The sequence below is a fragment of the Pseudomonas sp. 05L36 genome (assembly GCF_056398125.1).
In genome coordinates this window covers 95,152-116,315 of record NZ_JBFTOU010000001.1, presented here as the reverse complement: position 1 = coordinate 116,315, position 21,164 = coordinate 95,152, and the positions used below count along the sequence as shown (strand labels likewise).

At 51.7% G+C, this 21,164-nt stretch carries 16 protein-coding genes and 2 pseudogenes; 5 read left to right on the top strand and 13 right to left on the bottom strand.

Annotation, left to right across the window (positions count from 1 at the left end):
* Positions 1 to 170: 170 nt before the first annotated feature.
* From AC1DKH_RS00545 to glcC, 5 genes are all read right to left on the bottom strand, one after another.
* Complete coding sequence (locus AC1DKH_RS00545; RefSeq protein WP_223616332.1) at positions 171 to 2,126, bottom strand: DUF262 domain-containing protein; 1,956 nt, start codon at positions 2,124 to 2,126, stop codon at positions 171 to 173.
* The gene (locus AC1DKH_RS00540; protein WP_223616333.1) at positions 2,123 to 3,601 is read right to left on the bottom strand and encodes a DUF262 domain-containing protein; all 1,479 of its coding nucleotides are present in this window, start codon (positions 3,599 to 3,601) and stop codon (positions 2,123 to 2,125) included. The genes AC1DKH_RS00545 and AC1DKH_RS00540 overlap by 4 nt, the downstream gene beginning before the upstream one ends.
* A 212-nt stretch (positions 3,602 to 3,813) precedes the next feature.
* Positions 3,814 to 5,019 carry an MFS transporter gene (locus AC1DKH_RS00535; protein ID WP_223616334.1) on the bottom strand — a complete coding sequence of 402 codons (1,206 nt, stop codon included), beginning with the start codon at positions 5,017 to 5,019 and terminating at the stop codon, positions 3,814 to 3,816.
* A 187-nt stretch (positions 5,020 to 5,206) separates the two neighbouring features.
* Complete coding sequence (locus AC1DKH_RS00530) at positions 5,207 to 5,842, bottom strand: TetR/AcrR family transcriptional regulator (RefSeq protein ID WP_223616335.1); 636 nt, start codon at positions 5,840 to 5,842, stop codon at positions 5,207 to 5,209.
* A gap of 641 nt (positions 5,843 to 6,483) precedes the next feature.
* Positions 6,484 to 7,263: a transcriptional regulator GlcC gene (gene glcC / locus AC1DKH_RS00525; protein WP_477797122.1), complete on the bottom strand. Its 780-nt coding sequence runs from the start codon at positions 7,261 to 7,263 to the stop codon at positions 6,484 to 6,486.
* 264 nt (positions 7,264 to 7,527) lie between these two features.
* Here glcC and glcD point away from each other — a divergent pair, with 264 nt between their 5' ends.
* Genes glcD through AC1DKH_RS00505 form a run of 4 tightly spaced genes read left to right on the top strand, consistent with a single transcriptional unit; the run spans position 7,528 to position 11,727 of the window.
* Positions 7,528 to 9,027 carry a glycolate oxidase subunit GlcD gene (gene glcD / locus AC1DKH_RS00520; protein WP_223616337.1) on the top strand — a complete coding sequence of 500 codons (1,500 nt, stop codon included), beginning with the start codon at positions 7,528 to 7,530 and terminating at the stop codon, positions 9,025 to 9,027.
* Positions 9,027 to 10,079: a glycolate oxidase subunit GlcE gene (glcE, locus tag AC1DKH_RS00515; RefSeq protein WP_223616338.1), complete on the top strand. Its 1,053-nt coding sequence runs from the start codon at positions 9,027 to 9,029 to the stop codon at positions 10,077 to 10,079. Before glcD ends, glcE begins: the two co-directional genes overlap by 1 nt.
* 7 nt (positions 10,080 to 10,086) lie before the next feature.
* Positions 10,087 to 11,304 (top strand): glycolate oxidase subunit GlcF, encoded by a 1,218-nt coding sequence (glcF, locus tag AC1DKH_RS00510; RefSeq protein WP_223616339.1) that lies wholly within the window; start codon positions 10,087 to 10,089, stop codon positions 11,302 to 11,304.
* A gap of 9 nt (positions 11,305 to 11,313) precedes the next feature.
* Positions 11,314 to 11,727, top strand: coding sequence for a heme-binding protein (locus AC1DKH_RS00505; RefSeq protein WP_223616340.1), 414 nt, complete (start codon positions 11,314 to 11,316; stop codon positions 11,725 to 11,727).
* 104 nt (positions 11,728 to 11,831) lie between these two features.
* Here AC1DKH_RS00505 and AC1DKH_RS00500 read toward each other — a convergent pair whose 3' ends face one another.
* A complete protein-coding gene (locus AC1DKH_RS00500; protein WP_223616341.1) occupies positions 11,832 to 12,299 on the bottom strand; it encodes a 6,7-dimethyl-8-ribityllumazine synthase in 468 nt (155 codons plus the stop codon).
* A gap of 236 nt (positions 12,300 to 12,535) precedes the next feature.
* Between AC1DKH_RS00500 and AC1DKH_RS00495 the strand changes: the two are divergent.
* Positions 12,536 to 12,808, top strand: a pseudogene (locus tag AC1DKH_RS00495) (IclR family transcriptional regulator domain-containing protein); the annotation flags it as partial.
* Positions 12,809 to 13,505: 697 nt separating this feature from the next.
* On the opposite strand, the gene AC1DKH_RS00490 reads toward AC1DKH_RS00495, so the two are convergent.
* From AC1DKH_RS00490 to AC1DKH_RS00460, 7 genes and pseudogenes are all read right to left on the bottom strand, one after another.
* Complete coding sequence (locus AC1DKH_RS00490; protein ID WP_223616342.1) at positions 13,506 to 14,300, bottom strand: acetoacetate decarboxylase family protein; 795 nt, start codon at positions 14,298 to 14,300, stop codon at positions 13,506 to 13,508.
* Between the two features lie 215 nt (positions 14,301 to 14,515).
* Positions 14,516 to 15,271 carry a methyl-accepting chemotaxis protein gene (locus AC1DKH_RS00485; RefSeq protein ID WP_477797260.1) on the bottom strand — a complete coding sequence of 252 codons (756 nt, stop codon included), beginning with the start codon at positions 15,269 to 15,271 and terminating at the stop codon, positions 14,516 to 14,518.
* Positions 15,272 to 15,373: 102 nt separating this feature from the next.
* A pseudogene (locus AC1DKH_RS00480) lies at positions 15,374 to 15,574 on the bottom strand (HAMP domain-containing protein); the annotation flags it as partial.
* 1,402 nt (positions 15,575 to 16,976) lie between these two features.
* Positions 16,977 to 17,321, bottom strand: coding sequence for a cupin domain-containing protein (locus tag AC1DKH_RS00475; RefSeq protein ID WP_223616344.1), 345 nt, complete (start codon positions 17,319 to 17,321; stop codon positions 16,977 to 16,979).
* 14 nt (positions 17,322 to 17,335) lie between these two features.
* Entirely contained in the window at positions 17,336 to 18,721 is a 1,386-nt protein-coding gene (locus AC1DKH_RS00470; protein ID WP_223616345.1) for an NAD(P)/FAD-dependent oxidoreductase, read from the bottom strand.
* A gap of 214 nt (positions 18,722 to 18,935) precedes the next feature.
* On the bottom strand, positions 18,936 to 19,706 hold the full coding sequence (locus tag AC1DKH_RS00465) for an SDR family NAD(P)-dependent oxidoreductase (RefSeq protein ID WP_477797121.1): 771 nt from the start codon (positions 19,704 to 19,706) through the stop codon (positions 18,936 to 18,938).
* A gap of 12 nt (positions 19,707 to 19,718) precedes the next feature.
* Positions 19,719 to 21,119 carry an APC family permease gene (locus AC1DKH_RS00460; protein ID WP_223616347.1) on the bottom strand — a complete coding sequence of 467 codons (1,401 nt, stop codon included), beginning with the start codon at positions 21,117 to 21,119 and terminating at the stop codon, positions 19,719 to 19,721.
* Positions 21,120 to 21,164: the final 45 nt, after the last annotated feature.

Here is a 21,164-nt window from a genome sequence, read left to right as displayed (position 1 = left end):
GCATGGAATCAAAGTCAGCAGAAATCTTAGCTGGCCCCTCCGGGAGCGCGATCAGGGTGCTCCCTTCCTCAATACGCCGTTTCGAAAGGAACGGCGAGTCATCCGGCTGTACGTAGAGCCGAAGCTCCAATGCAGCTTGGCGTGCACAGAGTTTCAGTTGTTCTGACTCTTTATCCCTGACCTTGACCATAATGACTGGCGATCAAGCCCAACATCTTTTTTTGATGCCCCTCAATCGCTGGCTCATCCCAATCACGCTCAGCCTTGGCATTAAACATGTGGGCGAGCTTGAGCGAGTCGTATCGACTTTTGCCTTTGAAGTCTTCTCGCTTTTTCCCAACGCTCTGATTGCTATAGGAAGAGTTCTCACCAGGACTTAAAAGCACCAGATTGCCGAAACTGTCCAAATGCTTCGCATCCATGAGGCGGCCAAACTCCTCCTTTCTTGGGTGGACGTGTTCTACAGAATTCTTTGACGTCACTCGATAGCCACCCAATTTCTTTGAGTCATAGAAATTGAAACGGCCACGCTCACGCCACAGAATGTATTCGAGCTTCTGAAACCAGTAATGCTCAAAACGTGTTCCTTGAGGCACGTTCAAGTCTTCAAGGACACTACCGATGTCGCGCTGAGCAGGACGCTCCCCCATCAGCAGCATGAAGCTGGCATCTTTCTGGCTGTCTTCAGCCAGTGACAATTCGTTATCAATGCGTTCCAACAGTGTGACCACGCGCGCTTGCGTTTTGGCTGTCCCGGCCACCAGTTCTCCAAGGAAAGGCGTCAACCAGTACTGTGCACTCCGTTCGCCAGTGAAATTTCGCACACTTTGGAGCTGGCTCAGATCGTTACTCTCCAGGGGGGTACGAGTGAGCCGGTAACCTTCTTCAGACTGCTTTAGCTGGACGTTAGTCTGACGTAGATACCAAGTGTCGCTATCGGGCTCCGGCAGCCATTTCACCACCCAACGGTCAAACTGATATCGCACCTGCCACAAGCACTCGATGAAGGCCTTGGCCTGTTTCGCCTCCGCACTATCGATAAAGCTTTCAAAATATTCGTTCAGTCGACTTTCATGCAGGCGAACTTCGACATCCTCACCGCCATGCATTTGCTGGTAGATCCGGAAGGTGTGCATCAACAACAAGCTGAAACTGATAATGGGCCGGCAGTACCGGATACGCTCCACCTTCTCTTTTGCCTCATCGCTGGCTGGCACTGCTTGCTTAGCCAGCTGGGCAATGCTCACACCCTGTCCAACCTGCGACGCGACAGGTTGAAGCGGAAAGGTCTCTGCACAATACTGAGCCAGATCTTCATTCTTGAGACGCTTCCAATCAGCGGCAGGGAAAACCCGACGTAGATTACGCTCAAAAAAATCGTCCATATTTTCGCAGGCTTGCCAAATCGCATCGTAACGCAGCTTCAATCTTTCGATTTTGCTCAACAGACGCGCCTTGAGAATGTCGCTTTGCTCGAGCTGCACACCGCTATTGTTCATGGTGGAAAAAAGACGGTTCAGATCCATGCCCTTAGGCATGATGTTATTGACCCATCTCACCTTCGAAAAGATGTAGTCCGCGATACTCGCCAGATACTCCTCATCCTTCTGCTTCAACAAGAAGTCCAGATGATCCGCGAGAGCCTTCCGGGCCGCGGACAGATGCTTGAGGTAGTCTTCGTCTGCAGGTGACGATTTCCTAGGGCCCTCCTCCTCTTCAAGCCCGGCCCAAGCGCCGAACAGCCGCTGGACTTCATCACGAATGGCGAACACGAGCCGTGGCTTCTTATCCAGCACGACGAATTGCGCAAGAGCGTTGTCGGGTACTACTGCAGTGAGAGCGAGCGCCAGGAGCATCAACGTTGTCATGCGCTGCTGGCCGTCAATGACCTCATAAGTAATACGCGCATGACTTGGTGCCCGCGGCGTCACAACAGAGGTCAATACCGTGCCAATGTAGTAATGAGGCGCCTTTGTGTCGTGGGCAGTAGTGATCTGATCCAGTAGAGCAATCACATCCTCGCTAGGCCATACATACGGGCGCTGATAGCTGGGAATGATCAGAGCAATGTCCGTGTCACACAACACTGAAGGCGCCTGGACATAGGAAAGGACGCAGGTGCTCATAGGGCACCTACCTGGTTCAAGGAATGCTTCACGAGCATCCGGTCGATAGCTTGCTTGAGCTCCTTGTCGTAAGTGTCTTGCAGTGCTTCGCCGGGCTTTGCCAATGGCATTGAAAAGTACTCCTGCACTGTACGCACGAACCGAAATTTCACACTGTTTTCGTCAAGTCGATTGGATATTGGGCATTCGAACCTCTTCAACGTCTCGACCAACTCATCGTGAGTGAAACTGCTCGCAATCCAGTCCAACACAGGGTTTTTATGGACAAAACTCTGCGCGGTGCTCTCACGCACTGCCTTGTCATTTATCAACCGAGGTGCAAAAACCACGCGGAATAGCCAATACCCAGCTTCCATCAGTCTCTGCCGACCAAACTGACTGACGTACAACAACACAGCGCAATCAAAAAGCCTCAGTAAGAACTCGCTGCCGTTGGCCCTTTTCACCAAGTGATCGTAAAACTGATGAAAGGACTGAAGGTTGCCATCATCGCGTTGGAGCAGCACACTTCGCCTCAACTGCTGAAAGTAATCAAAGTACTGAATGACGTTCACACCAGCGTTCAACGGCTGGCGCATTGCGTACCCTCGCATTACCGCCTGATGCGTTTCGTCTTGAAGGAAGTGACTGATTTTGGCGGTGCGATAGGCCACATCTGCACCCCGCCCCGTGCTCTCAGCAAGTTCAGTGACAATTTCCTCTCTCGCCTGAATAGGCTGACGATGACTGGATAGCGCACGCCATCTGAGTGCTTGCCAGTGGCGCGCTTTCATCACCGAATCCATCGTACCGTTCAAGTCACCCCACGCTTCCCACCGTCTCGCAAAGTTATCTTGATCAACCTGCGGCACCACCCGTAGATGATGTGCTTTCAGAATCGCGGCACCATTGAGCCTGACGCCACCGGTATTCTGGGTTTCAAAAAACCGGTACGCGTCATCCTCATGTGGTGTCACCACCAATGTGACGTTTACCCTGGAGAAGTCTACCTTTGGCAAGGCCTGTTGCTTGAGCCATTGTAGGTTCTGTTGGGCGCGCATCTGAGACTCTGGTGAAGCCAACCAAACACCATTGGCCAGCGTACGCTCTCCAAGCAGATGAGCGAGCAACGCCATGCTGATTAAGCGCTGCTGACCATCGATAATGTTCAGTTGGCCTTTATGCCTCCAAGACTCTCGAGTCTTGTGCACGATAATGCTACCCAGATAGAAATCATGCTGGGGGAGAGTTGCATCTGCAGGCGGGGAAAAATATTCAGTGAGGTCATTCAGCAAACGCTGAAGATGCTTTGTTTGCCAACGATACGGGCGCTGGTACTCGGGAATGTTTAAACGCCCTTCAATCAGACTACCATCGCTCCCACGAATCGATTCGGCAGCCAACAACGCCGCAACCGATGTGCTGGCGACCGCGATTTCGGGAGTTACAAGACCACTGACCAAAGTCAGGTGTTCATCCTTGAGTTGTTCGGTCATTCGCACCCGTTTCCTGAGGTTGAGCATGCCTGGACAGTGGCGTGAGCTTGGAAAATCCTAGCCACACATATAGTGGCCAGATGATCTCAACCAATTTGATCAAAGACAAGAACAGAAGCCTGCGCATTCACCCAGAAGGAGGTGAATCGAGGCCTAACGTGTTTTGTAGGGCCCCGTTTACGGAAAGGTTGTGTAACCGTGTTCGAGGAGCTTTATCGCTGAAGCCCTTCCTCAACCGTGCTCGTAGTACTTACAAGTGATTTACGCTCTAGAGCGTAAGACCAGAAGTAAATCAGGCATCCGATGAATGCCATGGCAGCCCCCACATACCCCGTTGAAGTCCAGCCCCAGCCGGCGTTAATCGCCACTCCACCTAACCACGGGCCTAGAGCATTGCCAAGGTTGAGAGCTGCATGGTTGGACGCGGCAACAAGCGATTGCCCATGTTTACTGACATCCATAAGCCGCATTTGCAGTGCTGGGCAGAGCGCGACCATGCATCCGAGCATCATTGCGCCAACAGCCACACCTGGCAATGTCAGCGACAGCACGGGGAACGCAAACAACGCGAAAAAGCTGAACACCATGATGTATTTTACAGCAGAAAACTTGAATCGATCGTATAGCGCGCCTCCTGCGTAATTCCCGATCAATGTGCCCAGGCCAAACATCACGAGCATTGGCGCGATCCACTCGACCTCAAGTTTTGTGACATTCAAAATCATCGGCGCGAGATAGCTGTACACGCCAAACATGCCAGAGAAACCTATTGAGGCGATTGCCAAAGCAAGCCATACCTGTGGGTTGGCAAATGAAGCCAATTCCTCTCTGACATTGAGTGGTCGCTCACCCTCAACTTCAGGCGCGTTGCGATAAAGCAGAAAGAGACTTGTTAGACTCAGTACAGTGATTGCTGCAAATACTGACCGCCAGCCAAAAATCTGACCAAAATACGTTGCACCTGGCGCACCAACCAGAATTGCTGCCGTCACACCCAGAAGAACCCTACTGACTGCTTTTCCTCGCTTATTAAAAGGCGCCATGGAGGCTGCGAGCACTGCAGCGACCCCGAAATACGCAGCGTGAGGGAACCCAGCCACGAGCCTTGAAAAAAGCAAGGTCTCATAGTTTGGCGCAATTAAACTCACAGCATTTGCAAAAGTATATATTCCCAACAAAAACAGAATGAGCTTTCTCTTGCTCAGATAAACACCGACAAAAACCATAACAGGCGCACCTATCACAACCCCAAGCGCATATGCACTGATTAGGTGAGCCACACTCGTCTCGGGCTTGGAGAAGGCCTCCGACAGGTTTGAGATTAGCCCCATCATCGCAAATTCGCCGGTGCAAAGGGAAAACACACCGACAATCAAAGCCAGTTCAACTAGAAAGTTTTTATTCCTAATCCAATTCACAAATAACTTCCTCTCGAGAAGCGGTAGATTTCCCCTCCACAGCAAACTGAAGCCGCGAACAGGGCAACATTAATTGAAACTTAAAACAACCATGAAACTGAAACCAATTGAAGCCTACCCTGTGCACGAGAGTGAGTCCGCGCCTAAACTGCGTTACCCACCTTTTTCATCCCATAAAAAACAAACATTACAATTTCAATATTCTTTTAGAAACCTCAACACAATAGACCACCGCCGCTTCCAAGCTGGCTTCACTTCCATCCCACTTCCACCAAGCCCCGATACTGTCAAATAGTTTTCTCAAGGCTCGCGCTTCAATAGAACACTGCTTAGCACCCAGGTTCTGCGCAATGGAAAAATACATAAAATCAACAAACCCTTCCCAATCTTCAATTTCTTCGCGCAACCCCTCAGGAAGCAACTTAGCGATCCTGTCGGTAGCGATAAGCGTGTCCCAGATATCATTTTCAGGCCGCTGCAATTGTTGACGGACGTGAAAGTTTATCAATGCATACCAACTTTCCTCTGGTGCTCGCAGATTCTTTAAATCTTCAAATAGTCCATGCGCATAGTGGTTATAGTGCCAGCGCAAAGCGTTAGATAATATTTCGTCTCGGCCACCCGGAAAATGAGAATAAATTGTAGGTGGCTTCAATCCCACTGCAGCAGCGAGGGTACGCATAGAAACACTAGCAATACCATCACGCGTTGCAACCCTGAGAAATGCTTCGAGAATTACCTGTTTACTTGTAGTCAGGCCATTCCAATCGAAGGTACCGAGATACTTCTCCAGTCGTGCAAGTAATTCCTTTGAGCTTTCCATAATTCCCCCGCCCTGTCAGCCACTAGAGCTTGTATCGATTGCGCTCTTAACGCAGTGCGTCATCAAATCAACTGAGACTTCCCTCGCTGGGCCGCATCGCCTCACCGAGAAGGCGTTTTGAAGCCCATACCGCCAACCGCACGAACAGTCGTTCGGGTGCAGTATATGGCAAATGAAGCTCACCAAGCAATCAGATACCCGGCACGCTTTATCAAAAAAATTAACTGTTTAAAATCAATGACTTAACTATAAAAACACTTAGAAAATCATTAACATAAAGCTGAAAAGCGCGCGAGAAAATGCGTTCCGATAACCTAATCGACAGAGCGAACGCCGATCTGCAGACAATTTCTTCCACCAGGCGACGTCGACAATCGCGCAGGCATGAAAACATCAGGAGCAGGCATGAACTGTCTCCTAATGAAAGGTGAGTGCCTGCCGATGAGCCTCAACGTGGGTCGTGAATATCTTGCTGGTCACAGATACCGCTACATGCAAGGCGCAGAAGCGGCCGGTCACGTCGCAGACAATAACCAATGACGCTTAGCCCATAACAGCCTGATTGCTGACACGAGGACGAAGCAACCGATGACAACAAGCCCAGCTTGAGTGCCTAGGCTTTTCGACTTCCAACCTCGCCCTTAGCTCCAACCCTCCATACGCATTGTGGCTCGCACCAGGCGCTGTTCCTCCTGCTCAATCTCCCTGAGGTTATCTCTGATGCTGTGGATGTGTTCCCGCGCTGCTCGTTGAGCCTGTTCAGGTAATTGTTCCATTACGGCGTGATAAAGCTTTGAATGCTGGCGGTCAATTTGGCGTTTCTGAGGAGGGCGACAATAGAGGTTGTTAACCGAAGCAAACACTGTGCTCAACGTCAACTCGCTGAGTGTTTGCAGGGTATGTACCAGTACAGGATTATGAGACGCCTCACTAATCGAACGATGGAACGCGTGATCCAGTTGAGCCTGCACACGCGGATCATGGCGATTTGAGTCTTCTTGCGATCCGACCATTTCGTCGAATCGACGCTTGATGATCATCCGATCTACATCAGTTGCACGCAATGCTGCCAATCGTGCCGATTCACCTTCCAGCAACGCGCGAACCTCCAGCAAATCAAACAGCGTTCGCGGCTGCGAGCTGAAAAGGTGCATCAGGGGCGTGACGTTGTCGGAGCTGCTTAGGCTCGCGACATACGATCCTCGGCCATGCTCTGTTTCAATGATCCCTTTCCCCCGCAAAACCCTTAAGCCCTCCCGCAGAGCTGTACGAGAGCAACCCAGCTTCTCAACCAAGCGCCTTTCCGATGGAAGCGCCTGGCCCACTTTCAGAACCCCGTCAACGATGAGCCGTTCGATCCTCTCCGCTACATGATCAGCAACTTGTGGCTTGCTCTGTTTGTTTGAACTGGAATCATACATCAAAACGCACTCCACAACTGGTACTACCAGAGGATAACGGCCATGAGGCCTCTATCTGATTCTATCGTGATAGCCCTCATTACACCTCTATCAAGCACCATATCCGCGAATAAAGTGGTAGTACCAGTTTAAATCCACATCGACCTAGGTGTTCCCTACCTGCATTGTTGAGTTGTTCAGCTTCGCGAGCCAACACCCGATCACATCGTGCACCAACCTTCGGGAACCGGCCCAAACAACAATAAAAACTGACAAGTGAGCTTCATGAACATTCTCTATGACGAGCGCGTCGATGGCGCACTGCCGCGGCCAGACAAAGCAAAGCTGCTCGCTCAGCTTAGCGATGCCATGCCCAGTCTCGAAATCCTTCATACCCCGGAAGATCTAAGACCTTATGAATGTGATGGTCTGTCTGCTTATCGTGTTATGCCTCTGCTTGTAGTGCTTCCAGATCAAATTGATCAAGTCCAAACGATCCTTAAGCTCTGCCACTCCAATAACGTACCGGTGGTAGCTCGCGGGGCCGGAACGGGGCTTTCCGGAGGTGCACTTCCCCTGGAGCAAGGTGTCCTGCTAGTCATGGCTCGCTTCAATCGAATCATTGAGGTGAATCCGGACTCTCGGTATGCACGAGTACAACCAGGCGTGCGCAACCTTGCGATTTCCCAAGCTGCAGCCCCTCACGACCTGTATTACGCGCCCGACCCCTCCTCCCAGATTGCCTGCTCGATCGGTGGCAACGTTGCAGAAAATGCCGGTGGCGTGCATTGCTTGAAGTACGGACTCACCGTCCACAATTTGCTTCGGGTGGATATTCTCACTGCTGACGGCGAGTTCATGACGCTCGGGAGTGATGCACTTGACTCCCCTGGCTTTGATCTTCTCGCTCTTTTCACTGGCTCCGAGGGGATGCTTGGGGTTGTCACGGAGGTCACCGTCAAACTTTTACCAAAGCCACAAGTAGCGCGGGTGATGCTGGCTAGCTTCGATTCGGTGGAAATGGCGGGCCGCGCGGTCGGAGACATCATTGCGGCAGGCATTATTCCCGGCGGCCTTGAGATGATGGATAACCTATCTATCCGGGCAACAGAAGACTTCATTCATGCGGGATACCCTATCGACGCAGCAGCCATGTTGCTTTGTGAACTCGACGGGGTTGAGGCTGATGTACATGAAGATTGTGAGCGCGTTGAGCAGGTACTGAACCTGGCCGGTGCGACAAGTGTTCGCTTGGCGCGCGATGAGGCCGAACGAGCTCGATTCTGGGCTGGCCGCAAAAACGCGTTCCCGGCGGTGGGTCGGATCTCTCCAGACTACTACTGCATGGACGGAACCATTCCAAGGCGGGAACTACCGAAAGTTCTCAAAGGTATCGATGAACTCTCGAATGAGTTCGGGCTACGCGTTGCTAACGTCTTCCATGCTGGAGACGGAAACATGCACCCACTTATCCTTTTCGATGCCAATCAACCAGGCGAGCTGAATCGAGCAGAAGCACTGGGCGCCAAAATTCTTGAGCTTTGCGTTGCTGTGGGCGGAAGCATTACCGGTGAACACGGGGTAGGTCGCGAAAAGATCAACCAGATGTGTGCCCAGTTCAACAGTGACGAGATCACGCTTTTCCACGCAATTAAAAAAGCCTTCGACCCCAACGGCTTGCTCAATCCCGGCAAGAACATTCCTACGCTCAATCGATGCGCCGAATTCGGATCTATGCACATTCATCGCGGAAACCTACCCTTTCCAGAACTGGAGCGATTCTAATGGGACAAGATCACGACGACTCCACTTCGATGATGGAGCAGGTGATTTATGCGCTCAACGAACGTGTCCCGTTGCGCATCCAAGGTGGTAACACCAAAGCCAATATTGGTCGCAGAGTGGCAGGTGAGATACTCGACACGCGCGTTCACCGGGGCATCATCTCCTACGATCCGACCGAACTGGTGCTCACTGCGCGCGCCGGCACTCCACTAAAAGAAATCGAGGCGGCGCTCGAAGCAGAAAACCAAATGCTGCCTTTCGAACCTCCGCACCTTGGTCAATCCGCGACGCTGGGTGGCATGGTCGCTAGCGGGATGTCAGGGCCGCGTCGTCCGTGGGCCGGCTCCGTCCGAGATTACGTGCTGGGCACACGTATCATCACTGGCCATGGCAAGCTTCTGCGCTTCGGTGGAGAGGTGATGAAGAATGTTGCGGGCTACGATCTCTCGCGCCTGATGGCGGGGAGCTTTGGATGCTTGGGTCTGCTGACAGAGATTTCCCTCAAGGTACTTCCAAAGCCTCGACAGTGTGCCAGCGTGAAACTGGAACTGAATACACATCAAGCCCTCGCAAAACTTGCCGCCTGGGGTCAGCAACCGATCCCCATCAGCGCAGCCTCCCACGACGGTAAATTTCTCCAACTGCGTTTGGAAGGTGGTGAAGGATCGGTGAAGTCAGCCTGTGAGCGCCTAGGTGGCGAAGCGCTGGATGGCAGTTACTGGTCGAAACTGCGTGAGCGGCAGCTTCCATTCTTCGACACATCAGAACCACTCTGGCGAATCTCTGTTCCGAACAACTCTGCCGTCCTAAACCTGCCTGGTAAGCAACTGTTGGACTGGGGTGGAGCACAACGTTGGTTGGTCACTGACGAACCGGCGGAAGTTGTCCGTCTGGCTGTAACGGCGCTAGGTGGCCATGCCACTCGCTTTGGTACTCATGAGTTCCCTTTTCAGCCACTGCCTGAGCCACTGCTGCGTTACCACCAAAGGCTAAAACTGCAGCTTGATCCACAGCGCATCTTCAACCCTGGCCGCATGTACGCGGAGGTCTGAGTACGCCATGCAAACGAATTTGAGCGAACAAGCAAAACGCCACCCTCGCGCAGAGGAAGCCGAGCGCATTTTGCGGTCATGTGTGCATTGCGGATTCTGTACTGCAACCTGTCCAACTTATCAGCTTCTAGGTGATGAACTAGATGGGCCGAGAGGCCGCATCTACCTGATCAAGCAAGTGCTAGAAGGGCAAGAGGTCACCGCTAAAACACAACTCCATCTTGATCGCTGCCTGACCTGCCGTAACTGCGAAACAACCTGTCCATCGGGTGTGCAGTATCACAATCTTCTCGACATCGGGAGAGCAGTTGTCGAGGAGCAGGTACCGCGCGGAATCGGAGAGCGTTTGTTACGCGAGAGCCTGCGCGCCGTTGTCCCGCGCCCGGCTGTATTCAAGGCATTGACCATGGCAGGCCAGCTGTTCCGACCACTTCTGCCAGGAGCGCTGCAAGCCAAGTTACCGCGTCAAGCTTATCCAGCTAAAGCTCGTCCTTCCGTTCGCCATGATCGCAAGGTACTGATGCTCGAGGGCTGCGTGCAACCTTCGCTGTCCCCGAACACTAATGCTGCGGCTGCACGTGTGCTGGACAGACTCGGTATATCCGTAGTCCCCTCTCGGGAAGCAGGCTGCTGCGGCGCTGTCGACTACCATCTGAACGCTCAGGATAAAGGCCTTGATCGTGCAAAACGTAATATCGATGCGTGGTGGCCAGCCATTGAACAAGGTGCGGAAGCAATCGTTCAAACGGCTAGCGGCTGCGGCGCTTTTGTGCGGGATTACGGGCACCTGCTGAAAGACGACCCAGCTTATGCCGCAAAAGCGCAGCGGGTGACCTCACTCAGCAAAGATCTGGCCGAAATACTCAGTGCCGAACCCCTTGAGCAACTTGGCATCCAGTCGGATCTTCGCTTGGCCTTCCATTGCCCTTGCACTCTACAGCACGCCCAAAAACTCAGCGGCGCCGTGGAAAGCATCCTCGGTCGTTTCGGGTTTAGTCTCACAGAAGTACCTGATAGCCACCTGTGCTGCGGCTCAGCTGGCACCTATTCAATCACACAACCAGCTCTATCCCGCCGCCTGCGCGACAACAAACTCAACGATCTGGAAAGCGGCAATCCTGAAGTTATCGTGACCGCCAATATAGGTTGTCAAACTCACCTCGACAGTGCCGGCCGTACCCCAGTACGCCACTGGATCGAATTGGTGGAAGAAGCTCTCGCCTAGGAGAAACTCATGCAACGCAAAGCTGTTCTTGAAAGCGCTGAAATCAACCGTATTGTCACCGCTGCTCGCGAAGAGGCCCTGCGAAACAAATGGTCAGTGACTGTAGCCGTGGTTGACGACGGCGGGCATTTACTCGCTTTAGAGCGCCTTGATAACTGCGCCCCAATTTCCGCCTACATAGCAGCCGAAAAAGCTCGCACTGCAGCGCTGGGTAGGCGGGACACCAAAAACTACGAAGATATGGTCAATTCGGGACGTACGGCCTTCATTAGCGCCCCCCTACTAACTTCATTGGAGGGCGGTTTACCCTTGCTTGTAGAGGGGGTAGTTGTAGCTGCCATCGGCGTGTCGGGGGTCAAACCAGAGCAGGACGCTCAGATTGCCGCAGCTGGAGTTGCAGCGCTTTGTAGTAATCAAGCTTAGAGCTACAGTTTTTTCTGTTTACGTGCCCTCGCGTGAGCGGCAGATCGGGCAGGCCTCAATCTGTTTATGGACTATGAGGTTTCGCCCGATTCAAGCTTAAGGATCTACATAGGCCACAGCCATCCAACAACATTCTTCGGAAAGGGTAGAGAAGACATTAATTTAGAATCTTTCAATGCCGCACTCGCAGTGGCACGCCCTTTAGCTAGAAAATAATCGCAAAAATCATCATGCTGCCATGTCGCTTCTTGACCATTACGAGGGAGCAGCACGATAGGCAGAACCAACGAATCAGTATCAAGACCCACCCTCACCAATCCAGATGTTACTGCATCAGCAATATGATCCTGTCGGAAATTGATATCCTCAAGAATCATCATAGAAACAACAATCGCGTGATAATAACCGGTTTTTGCCAAATCCCTAGCTAAGGTCGGCACTGAAAATGGATCCGCTATCAAGAATGTATCAACTTGACTTTGAGGAATAACCTCACAGAAGCCTTTGAACGTTCTTTCAACAAACTCATCTTGTTCGCCGACCTTGATGAATGCATATTTATCGATTCTCATGGCACCTACCCTTTCTTCTTATCATGTGTCATACCACTGGCTGCATGACCCTTCAAGGGTGCTGAGCGCTTTCTGACACGCAAAGCTCGTAGCGCGATGTTAACGATCGGCTTGGATCAATCAGTCGAACGGAAAGCTCCCAAGGTAGCCTGCCTCACGCAAATCACGTCGAACTATCCTATATTGAATCACTGTAGAGCAGGATCTGTAACCGTGTGAATAGCTTCATGAGGCCTTTAAATACATATTCCTCACCTGCACCTCGAATTCCTCCTGAGCTACAGGCCCTGATCCTAAACGACCGCCAGCGAGGCTGGGTACTGCATCGATCCGATTACTCAACTGCAATTGCTACATCGATCAAAGACCATAAGGGGGTGGTCACTGCTGCGATCAACCTTTCAGGCCCCGATGCAATGATGGATCCTCCTGGTGTGCAGGATCAGTTCAAAAACTTGTTATTGACGTGCAGCGCAGATATCAGCCGCGAGCTGGGCTATGCCCCATAATTGGCATTCTGAAGCGCGCTGAAAACGTGAGACAAGACGCAGCTTTCTCTGTTATCACGGAAGGTAACTGATGGTTGGCGGCGTAGTAAGAAAATAGAGTGATTAAACGTCCATGCGCTTCAGGTGGACTCATGTCTTTTCGGACGAACTATTGAGGCGAAATTGGAGCGACTGACAGCGTCTCACCCGTTTTAGGTCAAGACTGCCCCAGCCTTCCCATGAACATTCGCAGTGTACTCGAAAAAGTTCTGCTGTCACTCGTGAGTCCATTCGGGATCGCCACAGTCATTAAGAGTCCGAGGCAATACTGAGACTTTCCCACCTCCAAACTACTGCTAGGTTCACGGTGACGTGCCGTGGTGGGCTAGATTGCGAACTTAGGCAAATATCTTAACGGGCTACCGACACGGACAGAGAGCCAAATAGCTGGAACACCCAGCCCATTGCGATCAACCAGGTTGCGGTAGGCCCCATTTGCCACTGTTGCACGAAATCTTCCTCTCGTTCAAAAAACTCGAGAGCGATCACTTGACCCCACACCTGTCAAGCGACGGAAACGTAGGTAGCCACGCGACACAACCGCTTGAATATCTGTGCCCTAGGCAAATTCAGCACCAAGACGACCCTATCGATCATAAAATATATCCAGGGTCAGTCGTGATGCTCATGCGCTTTTAATCACTAACAGTTTCAGTTGTTAGCGACGGACGTCAGGCCAGTCGTCGTAAAGACGGCCCATTAGGTATGGTGCATAGTCAACGCCGTCCTTACTGAGATCGACCACCTGCTCGATGATGTAAGACGTCTCGCCACCGAGATGGCCACCGTCTAGGAAGTGTCCCACCGGCACTGTTCCAACACCCGAATCGAAAGGCGAGCCTTTCAAAACGAGATCAGCGGAAACAATAGGACGGAATCGGTTGATTTTGGTTGAGTTTTTAAAGATGGCCAATTCGGGGTTGCGGATCGACCGGCCATTGACCTCGAAACCACAACGCATGTCGAAGTAGTACTCAGGGGCTTCTTCAGACCCTCCCTGCTCCTCGCCGAGCTTGGCGTCGAGGAGGATCAGATCATGGCTTTTACGCCCTGCGACACCATGGAAACCGTTACCGTCCTCGAAGTAGTCGATGAAGCCTTGCTTCTTTGGCATACCCCAAAACTCGCGACCCGTTACGATGTTGACCTCTTCGGTTTCCAGTACGGTGAGGTAGTAGCTGCCTTCCACCCCCTTATACATTGCGTTTACACCAACAATGGCTGCACGATCACGGCCCGCTCGGTTGGATACGCCATGGATCCACTCCATGAAGGAGAGGAAGCCAATGGTGACCTTGGGCTGATCTGGTACATCGAGACATGGCGGGAGAACGCTGCGAACGAATTCTGCTGTAGTCGAGAAATTCACGTAGCTATAGGAGTGATGGGTACGAATATTGTCGTAATAACGGCGATATTCTTCCAGTTGACGCTGAGTCCAGACGTAGCTCATAAGTATCCCTAATTATTATTGATGGAATTACCCGAATTAGATATTTTGCCCTAGCCTCGGTCAATCATACGTTTGGACAAAAAACAAAAGTTTTCCCATACGATGACTCAGCATCTCCTAACAAAGTATGAAACTAGACTGTTAGCCGCCTTATAAGGTGGCAAAAGTAGCAGTAACACACCTTCAAACCATTCGCGCTAAAACGCTCCAAATGATCAATATTTGAACTGCTGAATCAACTTCTTTTGCTGAGCGCTTAGCAGGGTCATAGCCTCACTTGCCTCTGCGGTATGCTTCGCCTCTTTGGCCACTTCAGCAACAGCGAGGCTGATACTTTCGATGTTCTTACTGATGTCTTCCGCAACCATGCTCTGTTCTTCTGCAGCGCTGGCAATCTGGATGTTCATGTCCGAGATCAACAGGACTGCCTCAGTGATTGCACTGAGGGCAGTTGCTGTACCTTCAGCATGCCGAACGCTCTCGCTCATGCGCTTGCTACTGCGATCCATGGCATGCACAACTTCATGGATCCCAACGTTGAGCTTTTCGATCATCGTATGGATCTCCAGGGTGGAGCTCTGGGTCTTCATTGCAAGGTTGCGAACCTCATCGGCGACGACGGCAAACCCTCGTCCCTGCTCACCGGCTCGCGCTGCCTCAATCGCAGCGTTGAGGGCCAGAAGGTTCGTCTGTTCGGCGATAGATCGAATGGTGTTCAGGATCTGGTTGATGTCTTCACTGTCGGTGGCGAGGGCTTGAACCGTCTCTGAAGCGTGCAGTAGGTCATCATGAAGCATTTGCGTCGTCTTGGTACTAGCCTCAACCACCGTCTGACCCGACTGCACAAAGCGATCTGCATCGCCGGCGGCTTCCGCCGCCTTCGCCGCGCTACGTGAGACTTCTTGCGCAGTAGAGGTCATCTCTTGGGCGGCGGTCGCGATAAGCTCGATTGCGGATAACTGGCGCTGCACTTTCGTGTCTGTCAGGGTAGAGTTTTCTCGTGTTTTTTCGGAGGCATCGGCGATGTCTCCCGACAGGGCTGCAATCTGACTTACCAGAAGCCGAAGTTTGCTCAGAAAGCTGTTGAATCCAGTGCCAATGTCACCGAGTTCATCTGATCGCCCTATGCTCAACTCTCTTGTCAAATCACCCTCTCCACCTGCAATGTCACGGAGTCGGATCGCAGTTTCCCTCAAAGGCCTTCCTACTCCGAAGCTAATCAGCCAGAGTAAGAACACTCCTACGGCTGTCACTAAGGCACCCCCAATTCCCATGAAACGAAGGCTGGACTGGGTATTAGATAAAAGAGACGCTTGAAGCTCCCTAGCCTGGTTCATGACCACACTTAAAGGCACCTTTACTAGGAGATTCCAGAACACACCTGTATCAGCAACGCTGATAGGGATGACCAAACGCACCGTGTCATTTGCTTCATCCACTTCGTATTTAGGAGCTCGATCACCAGCGGCCTGTACAAGCAAAAGGTCGCCCGGGGTCAGTGACACGGAGGAAAGCTCACCAAGCTCATTAGGCGCCTGAGTACTGGCCACGTAACGCCCATTACTGGAAAGCAAGCTCATACTTCCCACCCCGGCATACAGGCTGTGATTACTGGTCTCTAGCAAATTCTGAATAAAGCTAAGAGCATAATCGACGCCCGTAATGCCCTCGAATTTGCCGTTGACAAAAATGGGGACTGTAAATGATGTCAATAAAACTTTGCTGCCATCTGTTAAATCATAAGCAGCAGGGTCGATTACGCAGTTTTTCTTGGTCTCCTTCGCACAAAGATAATACTCTCCCTCACGCACCCCGGTTGGTAGACGATTTTGACTTTCTACTGTCGGGGCCGGTTCCACCAGAATTTCTTGCGCCTTACTTCGATACCACGAAGGCATGAATCGGCCTGTTCCATCATAGCCATCTGAACTTCTTCCAGCATATCTAATATCCGATGAACCAAAGGCATTTGGCTCCCATATAACATAGACACTCAATATCTGAGGACTGGCAATCAAAGTTTCGCGAATTAAGTTAGACAGCTGCTCTCGAGACACACTTAATAGCGGATTCCCATCAGCATCGACCTTTCCGATAGACATGTTAACGACCGCTAATTGTTGCGCAACTTGAAGCGCAGATTGGAGCCTGGCTCCTATTTCAAGTGCCTTCGCCTGCCCAAGGCTTGTTAACTCCGCCTGTGTACGGGCAGCCGCCTGCGTATCAGTTGACTCGCGCACAAACTCATTGCTGTTCTCAGTAGTGAAATAACTGATACCCAGAAGCGTCACGCTGATAAAAAGCATGGCGCATCCCGCCTGAACAACAAAAAATGTCTGTATGGATTTAAACTTCATTCTGACATGACTCCAGCAGGGGTTCATAAGGACACCCGAGGATATGATTTGGTTTTCAGCAAACGGGCACCGCCATTTGCAACGTTATTGTTATTTCAAACCCTTCAGTACGCAGGTACTCGGCAACAGCATCACAAGCAGCAGGAAAATCGATGAATTAGAAAAAATCAGTCCCTCCCTGGTAGCGTATCCAGCCCGAGAAAACTCCGCTCTAGAATGTCCGACTTAATATGTGCGAAAAAAAGCCGCCCTCGTGGGCGGCAAAAATTCCGGTTGGTTAGGCCGGAGACAAGCGTGGGGCAATGAACACACCCGTAAATCAAGGCATGATCAAAAAACTTTTTCGAACAGTCTCGCGAACATCCCATTCGCCATGGCAGTTCGCGGGGAACAGAATCGCATCGCCGGCACGGAGCTCGATGGGCTCCCCATCATCAGGAATAAAGAAGCAGTGGCCAGCGACAAAATGACTGAACTCACGCGAAAGCACTTGGCGGCGCCACCTGCCTGGTGTGCACTCCCAAATCCCAGTCAGCAACTGGCTTGGCCCTTCTACCGAATGGGTAGACGTCTCGGAGACCAAATCGCCAAAAGGTTGTGTGACAGGTTTAGAGTCAGGGAGCAGAAAAGCTTCGACGTTCGAAAGAAGAATTGGTTGAGTCATCATCTACTCCAGCATCAAAGGGTTTTGTCTTCAAGGCCCGACGGAGCGAGGCTTGCGAGCTTGCGATCCAACCATGCGGGATTTTCATCCTCAGCTTCGGCGGCTTCTTTACGCTGAACAGCACCACGAACCATCAAGCCACCAAAATAGCGGAACGGCTCCGGAGGGAATCGCTTAGGCTCACGCCCCACGAGACCGCAGCGACTCCACTCATCGTCTAATCCAAGAGCCAAACTTGCCAAAATCCGCCCGCCAAGGCGGCTCGGGCCGACGCCGTTTCCACTCCAGCCAATACCGTAGAAAATGTGAGGCGAGCCATCTAAATGACCGAAGACAGGCAGACTGTCGTAGGTACGATCGATCGGGCCGCACCAGGAGTGAGTGATTGGCACATCGTTTAGCTGCGGATAAGTACGTCGAAAATCGCGTTCCGTATCTTCGCTGAGGTTTGGATTGTCGTCATATCCGCCATCCACACGGCTGGCGAAACTGATCATCCCGGTGCCCTTACCAAACGCGATTCGACCATCCTGCGTGGTACGGTAGTAGTCAACCATCAGCTGAGAGTCAGTGATCGCCTCCCCCCCAGTCCAACCGATTCTTTCCAAACGATCCGGAATTGGCGCGGTGGCAACGATGGTACTCGTAACAGGCAGAATCGTCCGGCGTAGCTCAGGGATCTCGGCAGACCAAGCGTTATGTGCAAGCACGACACGGGTAGCGGCAATCGAACCGTTGGGCGTCTGTAGCAAGGCAGGAGATGAACGCTCGAAATTACTCATGGGGGTATTCTCAAAAATCTTGATACCCTTTTCTAGTGCGACTCGGCGCATGCCGCGAACCAGCCTTGCGGGTTGCACAGTGGCGTTGCTTACCTCCAACACACCCTCAAGATGCTTTCCTGAGCCCGCACGGCGAGCAACTTCATTGTTGGATAGTGGTAGAAACACAGACTCGCCGAGGCGCTGGCACGTTTTCACCACATCCTTCCAGGCACCACGTTGAGCATTGGTGGTGGCTGTCCACAGCCAACCTGCGCGGCGGAAGTGCGCATCAATATTATGCTTAATGCAGAACTGCTCGATTTCGCCAATTGCGGCAGCAGAGGCTCGAGCCAATCGCACCGCCTCATCTTTGCCACATTGCGCCGACAAGGAGCTGATCTTTGGCCACCACGACATGACGAAGCCACCGTTGCGACCGGAAGCACCACCACCGCAAATGTCGCGTTCGATGATAATCACCTTGCACTTAGGATCTAGCTCGACAATCTGCAGCGCCGTCCATAGGCCTACGAATCCACCACCAACGATGGCGACATCCGCCACATGATTACCCTCCAACGAAGGCAAAGGAGTCAGCTCGGAGGAAATCTCCTCCAACCACAGCGAACGCTTCATTTTATTAGCCTGTTCGTGAATCTATCGGTATGTCTACTTTCAGCCGACGAACACAATCATTCAATTGTGAATTAGCCAGAAAATAAAGACTCGACTCATACGATGATATGAGTTTTTCATATTTAAATAAAAATAATAAAAAAGTCGCAAATGCTAATTCGGGTAAATCAGCATTTGCGATGCACAACTGTGCAAAACGTGCATCTAACGAAACTTAAACTAGAGGGCTAAAATGGCCCGCTGTTGCGCCACCGTCCAACGAATATATAGCACCGTTGGTATATGAAGCGTCATCGGAGGCCAAGTGCAGGATCACTTTAGCCACTTCATCAGGCCGAGCAAAACGCCCCAGCGGAACTTCCTTTGCATAGGACTTCATTTCAGCTTCAGGATCACTGGAATCGGAAAGCAGAGCATCCATCATCGGTGTAAGCACGAAACCCGGGCACACCGCATTCGAGCGGATGCCCAACGGGCCGTAATCCAGTGCCAGGCAGCGCACCAGGCCGAGAACACCGTGCTTTGAGGCGCAATAGGCCGCATAAACAGAAGCCCCACGCACAGAGGCATCGGAACCCACTGCTATAAACGAGCCCTTTCCTTGTTTGAGGAAGATGGTCATCGCAGACTTCGCAGTAAGCCATACACCTTTAAGGTTGATATCTACGATAAAATCCCAGTCTTCTTCGCTTTGCTCATGTACCGCGCTTGTTTTTGCCACACCTGCGCAAGCAGCTACAGCGTGGAGATTGAGCCCAGTAGACCTTACGTATTTGAACGCCTCAGCAACCTGCACCTCGTCTCGAACATCCAAGTCCACAGCATGAAAACGATCAGCAGCTATGAACGATTTCGTCTTCTGCAGACCCGCCTCGGAAAGATCGAGACCAACTACAAAATGGCCTTGCTTAGAGAATGCAATGGCGGTGGCCTGACCAATGCCAGACCCAGCTCCGGTTACCACCACAACGGACTGTTTATCCATAAATAACCCACCTCAAATTTTATTTTTATTCAGTACATCCACTACACTGAACACGATAAAGGCAGCAACTGTGAGCGCCACCATTACATAAGGCAGCGCACCAAAAACCCCACCTGGATCAGAGGCAAAGTTATAAACCAAGAGCGCAATAAAAACGAACACACCAATTGAAATCACACCTATCTTAATCAGCTCCCTCTTGCCATCAAGGATTACTTCCTTAATTGCCCCAACACCAAGTAGCACATACGGGGCAATCCAGAACAGCGAATACAGCGTTGACAAGTAAGCAGTAGATTGTAGCGGTGGCGACTCTGCCAGCATTTGTAACGCGACAGGGATAAACGCTGCAGCAACACCCATTAGCACAGTAGAACCAGTTGGTGAACCAAACTTAGGATGAATGCGGGAAAACACCTGGGGAATGAAACGGTCAACAGCAGCAGTGGCAAACACCCGACTTCCGTAATTCATGAACGCCACTAAACTGGCGAACGTGGCAGCACCAAGAAGAAAATCAATCGGCATCTGCAGAAACTCAAGACCAGCAGCAGTAGCCAAGATCTGGGTCGGCGAGTCCCCATTCACAAGCGCGGTCAAATGCTCCGCCATCAGGGGCGCACTCAGGATCAAAATTGCAACGAAGCTGAGACCAGTGATGAGCAACACGTTACGTAGAAGTAACGGAACGTTCTTTTTTGGGGCATCTGTTTCGGCTGCTAGAGCTGCCAAAGCATCACAGCCTACGAAGTAGGCCAAAGCCACAATTGTGCCTTCCGCCAGACGAGCTAACGATACGCCGTCCAAGCTCAACTGAGCATTGAGATCAACACCCGTATTCATGGCAGCGACGATAGTTACCAGTGCAAGCAAAGGCACCGGCAGGAAAGACAACCAGGCTGTCACAGAGATCGAGGCATCTAGCCCACGCCAAGTCAGAATCCCTGCCAGCAGCGAAATCACGACCGCTGTAACAGCCTGAAACCATCCGGCCAGAGCAAACTCCACGCCGAGTGTATGCAGCAAACTGCTGCTGAACGTAACAAAGCAAGCCGAGAGAGCCGCGCATACCACTAAAAAGCCAACGAGATATGAAGCTGCAACGACCCGCTGAGGCAACCTTCCAAGCGCTATACCCACGTATGAAAGAAGCGATCCGGTCACAACGTATTTTCGGGCAAATACGTTAACAGCTGCCGTCATGCAAAGGGCTGCCAGGAGAGCGAGCGCCATGGCGAGCCAGGAACCGTACCCCGCATATAAGGGAATCGAACCGGCAGCAATGGCGGCGCTTGGCCCCAACTGCTGACCCGAGAGCCCCAACATAGTCACCCGCGTTAATGAAACTTTCTGCGCTGGAATCGCAATGCGCTCAGCGTCAACTCCAACACTATCGAGCTCTATCGTTTTCATTATTATTTTCTCATGACATGTTTAGAAGCGGCTTCACATCCAACA